The following is a 5,433-nucleotide window of genomic DNA, read 5'->3' as shown; positions in this document are numbered from 1 at the left end:
AGGCCCGAGGGCGGCATGACTATCCGGCCGCCGGCCGTCTGCTGATCACCGCGGACGCCGGCGGCTCCAACGGCCACCGCACCCGCGCCTGGAAGATGGAACTCGCAGCCCTGGCCACCGAGACGGGTTTGGACATCACGGTCTGCCACATGCCGCCGGGCACCTCGAAAGTCGGGTAGCCGGAGGGATTCGCACCCTCCGGCTCCCACAGATCCGTACGTGACGATCTCTCGTCATACGGCTCTTGTCGTCCTGATCACCAGACCAGGGAGGGGGAACTGGTCCACCTCCACTGCGCGAACATCCCCGGGCGGCGCTTGGCCGCCCGCTGGCCTGGACACCGCCCACGTGCGGGCGAAAAGGGCGGCGAACACACAGGTCCGAGCCCCGTGGACCGGGGCAAGCCGGGTTCCAAGATGCACATCCTGTCGGACGCAAACGGACTGCCCCTTCTCGTCGGCGTCTCGGCCGCCAACACCCACGACAGCGAAGGGCTGAAGCCCATGGTGGAGGGGCACCAAACGAGACACGACCCCCACCGCGGCCGGTACTTCAAGCCTCAGCGTCTGCATGCAGACAAAGCCTACGACCGTGCCGACCTGCGCAGATGGCTCCGATGGAAGCGCATCGGAGTACGCATCGCCCGCAAAGGCATCGAGTCCAGCGAATGATTAGGGCGACGCCGGTGGGTCATCGAGCGCACCATGTCGTGGCTGTCCGGATACCGCCGACTCAGCCCCCGCTACGAACGCAATCCTCGCAACTACCTGGCCTTTCTCGGGCTCGCCGCCGCCCTGTGCTGCTACAAGAGACTTGCCCGCCTCACCACATAGGACACGGTCTTAATACGTCTACTGACGACCGACTGGGAAATATGCTCGGCCGCGGCTACCTTCGTGAAGCTACCTGATTGGGCGAGGGTCCGGACTGCGCGCAGTTGCCGCAGCGTCAGGTCAGGTATCGACATGGCACCACCTGGTGCTGCACAGACGGACGGACATGGCAATCACGATGGAACCTGTGCTCTCGTCCCGAAACCGGATCCCTGCGGCCTCCTCGGCTCGAGGGCAGTACAGCGACGGATACGCATTCCTGAGCCCCTTGTGATAGCCGGCTTGGATTGGCAGGTGCGGGAAGATTCGTCAGTAGGCGATGAGGAAAGGTCGGATTCAGCACCGCTTGCCGGGGTACGACGACCAGATCGTCGGGCCATAGAATGGCCATAGGCAGGCCGCTGGAAGGGTGTTCGGTTCTTTGCTTGCACATCGAAGTAGAACGCCCTCCTCCAACGCCTTCAAGATCGCCTCCAATCAAGCGGCTGTCATGAATGAGCCAGCTAATTCGACTTTGAGCGCACGTGGTTCGCGATCGCCACATCGTCGTTAGCGCCGTACATTTCGTCGATCAGTGCTGCGAAAGAGCGGACGACGGCATTACGCTTGATCTTTCCGTTCGCAGTCCGCTCGCCATGCTCGACTTGCAGGGACCGTGGTAGAACGCGAAAGTCCTTCAACTGCTCGACACGCGAAAGGTCTGCGTTGACCCGAGCAACCTCTGCTCGCAGAAGCTCAGCCATCGCCTCTGTCGACTGGCCGTCTGCTGGTGTGTTCGGCTCAATCAGGACGGTGAGGTACTTACGGGCGTCTCCGACGACGATGGCTTCGTTGATGAGCGAACTTTCCCTCAACCGGGTTTCGATGGGCTGAGGATTGATCGTTTTGCCGCCCCGAGTGATGATTACGTCCTTCTTCCGGCCAATAAGCCGGATGTCACCATTCGGTGCACGCTCTACCAGGTCACCGGTGCAGAACCAGTCATCTTGGAAGACCGCTCCGGTCTCCGTGGGGTTGCGCCAGTATCCGTCGAAGAGCAGCGGCGCTCGGAGCAGCATTTCTCCGTCTTCCGCGATCTTCACCTGGAAGCGCGGATCCGGGAAAATCCTGCCGATGAAGCCTGGCCGGGGGAATGGTTGGTTGAAATGCGCGATGGGGGCTCCGGTGGTCTCGGTGAGGCCATAACACTCACGCAGATCGAGCCCCCAGATCTGCCAAATCGCGATGACGCTTTCAGGCATTGCCGCAGATGCCGTGTAGGCCACGCGGATGCGATCCATCCCGACCTTTGCCCGCAGTGGCAGAAACACTCCACGAAGTGCGGCAGCGTATGCGATCCGCAGCAGCACTGAGGGCGTGCGACGAGACCAGCGGTCCTCAGCCACCCTGCGGCCAACCCACATGGCAGCGTCATAGACAGCGCGGCGAAGTCGTGGCCAAGTCTCCGTCTGTGTGATCAGTTCGCCGGCGATTTTCTCGTAGAACCGCGGAGGCCATAGCACTGCCGTTGGCCGGACTGAGCGCAGCACTCTCTCGTAGTCACCGATGCTGCAGTATGTGACCACCAGACGTGAGAGCAGAGGCGCGAAGATCGACACAAGGGCTGGCGCTACATGGGCCAACGGCAGGAAGCCCACGCCATCGTGCTCCTGGCGGCGGCTCTGCGGATAGAGACCGATAAAGGTCTGGACCGCGTGCTGGAGTGTTCGATGCGAATGCGTGACGCCCTTTGGTACTCCCGTGGACCCGGACGTGTAAAAGAGCACGGCGGCATCGTCGAGGGATCCCGCAGCGACCAACTGAGCGAGGAGACCTGAGCCGTCCTCATGGTGTCGGGCGCCTTCATCGGACAGGGTCTGCCACCGTGTTCCTTTGACACCCTTGGGCAGTGTCGGCGGATCGGCATCGATTCCGACCACAAGCCGCAGATCCGGGGTGCGAGCGGCGACCTCAGCTACCTTGTTGAGCTCCGTGGCCGTCTCACCGACGAAGGCCACCGCTTCGCTATGTACAAGGGTCTGCTCTATCTCGGCAGGCGAGTTGGTGGGATACACGCCGATTACGACACCGCCGACACTCTGAACGGCAAGCGCTGCGCACGCCCACTCTGGGCGCGCGCTGCTCATCACTGCTACGCGATCGCCGTGCTTGACACCCTGATCCACGAGACCGAGTGCAACCTCGCGCACACGATTGGCGTACGCGCGCCACGTGATCGCCTGTACAGATCCATCACGCCAGTAGCGCAGCGCAACGGCATCGGGATCCTTGCGCGCGCGATCGAGGAGCAGTCCCGGTAGCGTCCGGGTCGGCTGGAAATTGATCAGATCCATGAGACGGCCTCTCTTCCAGAGCAGGCAAGCCCGTGCTCAATGAGACTCATGCAGCTCGCTCCCCAAGGGGAAGGAAGCCACCCCGGTACCACGTCACCGGCTTGCCAGCACCTGTCCGTGCATCGCGTACGCGACCGATGAGGATTACGTGATCTCCGCCGGGCACGGCCTGCTCCAGCTCGCAGCTGATGACTGCTGCCGCATCCGGCAACAGCGGATTGCCTGCCTCATCGAGTTCGAAATTGCCGTCCGCGAACTTGTTCTCACCCTTGGTGGCGAACTTCAGCGCCAAGTCGGCATGGGCGTCCGTCACAATGTTCACGACGAAATCCTTAGCCGCCATGAAGACGGGAAAGCAGTCCGCTCCTCGGTCCAGACATACCAAGATGAGCGGGGGGTCGAGAGACAACGCGGCGAAGGAACTCGCGGTGAATCCGTGCAGTGTGCCTGCCTCGCTTCGCGTCGTCACGATCGTCACACCTGAAGGGAATTGAGCCAATGCCGAGCGGAAAGCGGCAGGGTCCAGTTCCTGCAATTGATCAACCATTGTACCCCTCGTGGGCAGCTCGGGCGGCAGGGTCGTTGAAGACCGTGCGCGCATCAGCCAGTGTGACGCGAAGCTGCTCTTCGTCTGGCCAGCCGGTCGTATCCGAGTGCAGGGCCCGCTTCAGTGCTGCGAATACGGCAGGCGACTTCGCCGCTGCTGAGCGCGCATCCGCCACCGCGGTCGCAAGTAGTTCGTTCTGCTCGACGACCTGGTCGACAATCCCGATTGCCTCCGCAGTCGCTGCGTCGACGGGCTCTCCGCCCAGCAAGAGACGCCGAGATGCACGGTCACCCGCGACCGAACGCACTCGCGAGATGCCCTTCACAGCTGGCAGCATCCCATGTTTGATCTCAGGGAAGACGAAACGCGCTCCCACCGCCGCGTAGACCACGTCGGTGAACAGGGCCATCTCGATCCCGCCGCCGACGCACCACCCGTTGACCGCACACACCAGCGGCCGGGGATAGTTCTCCAGTGCGCAAAGCAGCGCGTGAAAGCCTGCCATCCGCTCGACCATGACATTGGCGTCGAAGTCGACGGCTTCCTTCATGTCACCACCTGCGCAGAAGAAGCGCTCGCCAGCTCCCGTCAGGACCACTGCGGGAGCGTTAGGGCCGGTAGCGAGCGTGACCAGCTTCGCTGTCAGCTCGCTGACGAGAGCGTTACTGAGCGTGTTGGCAGGCGGGTGGCTAAGGGTGAGTACAACCACCCCGTCCACTTCGTCTGATGCGTGGACGAGGCTTAGTGCTGTGTTGTGCGAACCTGCGGTCATGCTCGTCTCCGGTTACTTCGCGGGTGCGCCGGCGTTGCGCGCAGAAGGGAAGTCCACGGGGCGCTTCTCCCGGAAAGCCTGGCGCGCTTCGGCGTAGTCGGCGCTAGCGAAGTCGAGAATCTCGAGGGCTGTAGACAGCTCGTGCTGAGGCGCCGCATTGGTGAGCCAGGTGTTGAGAGCGCGCTTGGTGAATCGGAGCGCCTGCTGGGACCCACGTGCCAGCTGGGACGCGACCTCGAGGGCACGGGGCAGTACCTGCTCACGCGGAACGGACAGACTGACGAGACCAATCCGCTCGGCTTCGGCGCCACTCAACTTCTCGGAGGTAAGGACGTAGTACTTGGTCTTAGCCATGCCGACGAGCAGCGGCCAGATAAGTGCGGCGTGGTCGCCAGCGGTCACGCCGACCTTGGTGTGCCCTTCGATCAGCACCGCATCGTCCGCAGCAATGCTGATGTCGGCGAGAAGCGCCGTCGACAGCCCGTAACCGACCGTGGGCCCATTGATCGCAGAAATGATCGGCTTCTCGATCCGCAGGATCGTTGAAGTTCGCTTGCGTTCGGTCTCCATGATCGCAAGCGCGTCTTCGTGCGTGGGATCGGGCTGGGCAACGTCCATACCAGTACAGAAGGCATTGCCTGCCCCGGTCACAACTACGACGCAGGTCTGGTCATCGCGTTCGACATCAGCCCAGATCCGGTTCATCTCTTCGAACATCGGCAGGGTGAAGGCGTTGTACCGTTCTGGGCGATTGAACGTGATCAGGAGGACGCCGTTGTCCTTGCGTTCGACGAGGATGTCACCCGTGCCGTGGTGGTAGAGGTCGCTCATCGAACCGTCTCCTTCTGCGCGAGGTTGTGCGTGTCGTTGAACTGGCGGAGTGCTTCTTCGTGGGCGGGGCGGGCGGCTCGGATCTCGGCGAGGATGTCGTCGGCCGGGCGCACGACG

5 protein-coding genes and 2 pseudogenes are annotated in these 5,433 nt (G+C 62.7%); 2 read left to right on the top strand and 5 right to left on the bottom strand.

Going from position 1 to position 5,433, the window contains the following annotated elements; all coding sequences use genetic code 11:
* Together ACFXB5_RS52375 and ACFXB5_RS52370 are read left to right on the top strand one after the other, a co-directional pair.
* Nucleotides 1–170, top strand: a pseudogene (locus ACFXB5_RS52375) (ISAzo13 family transposase); the annotation flags it as partial.
* Nucleotides 171–333: 163 nt separating this feature from the next.
* Nucleotides 334–833, top strand: a pseudogene (locus ACFXB5_RS52370) (IS5 family transposase); the annotation flags it as partial.
* On the opposite strand, the gene ACFXB5_RS52365 reads toward ACFXB5_RS52370, so the two are convergent.
* The 5 genes from ACFXB5_RS52365 to ACFXB5_RS52345 form a co-directional block, all read right to left on the bottom strand.
* A complete protein-coding gene (locus tag ACFXB5_RS52365; RefSeq protein ID WP_385222884.1) occupies nucleotides 803–967 on the bottom strand; it encodes a LysR family transcriptional regulator in 165 nt (54 codons plus the stop codon). The pseudogene ACFXB5_RS52370 and the gene ACFXB5_RS52365 sit on opposite strands and share 31 nt — an antisense overlap.
* Before the next feature lie 369 nt (nucleotides 968–1,336).
* Nucleotides 1,337–3,166: an AMP-dependent synthetase/ligase gene (locus tag ACFXB5_RS52360; RefSeq protein ID WP_385222881.1), complete on the bottom strand. Its 1,830-nt coding sequence runs from the start codon at nucleotides 3,164–3,166 to the stop codon at nucleotides 1,337–1,339.
* Nucleotides 3,167–3,212: 46 nt separating this feature from the next.
* Entirely contained in the window at nucleotides 3,213–3,701 is a 489-nt protein-coding gene (locus ACFXB5_RS52355) for a flavin reductase family protein (RefSeq protein ID WP_385222878.1), read from the bottom strand.
* A 4-nt stretch (nucleotides 3,702–3,705) separates the two neighbouring features.
* Complete coding sequence (locus tag ACFXB5_RS52350; protein WP_385222876.1) at nucleotides 3,706–4,485, bottom strand: enoyl-CoA hydratase/isomerase family protein; 780 nt, start codon at nucleotides 4,483–4,485, stop codon at nucleotides 3,706–3,708.
* Between the two features lie 12 nt (nucleotides 4,486–4,497).
* Nucleotides 4,498–5,316: an enoyl-CoA hydratase/isomerase family protein gene (locus ACFXB5_RS52345; RefSeq protein ID WP_385222873.1), complete on the bottom strand. Its 819-nt coding sequence runs from the start codon at nucleotides 5,314–5,316 to the stop codon at nucleotides 4,498–4,500.
* Nucleotides 5,317–5,433 lie beyond the last annotated feature (117 nt).

Source organism: Streptomyces sp. NPDC059455 (genome assembly GCF_042750115.1).
Classification (GTDB): Bacteria; Actinomycetota; Actinomycetes; order Streptomycetales; family Streptomycetaceae; genus Streptomyces; species Streptomyces endocoffeicus.
This window is presented reverse-complemented; position numbering and strand designations above follow the sequence as displayed.

Coding starts and splice junctions, on each gene's coding strand:
- ACFXB5_RS52365 (WP_385222884.1), bottom strand. CDS start 967: ATGTCGATACCTGACCTGACGCTGCGGCAACTGCGCGCAGTCCGGACC.
- ACFXB5_RS52360 (WP_385222881.1), bottom strand. CDS start 3,166: ATGGATCTGATCAATTTCCAGCCGACCCGGACGCTACCGGGACTGCTC.
- ACFXB5_RS52350 (WP_385222876.1), bottom strand. CDS start 4,485: ATGACCGCAGGTTCGCACAACACAGCACTAAGCCTCGTCCACGCATCA.
- ACFXB5_RS52345 (WP_385222873.1), bottom strand. CDS start 5,316: ATGAGCGACCTCTACCACCACGGCACGGGTGACATCCTCGTCGAACGC.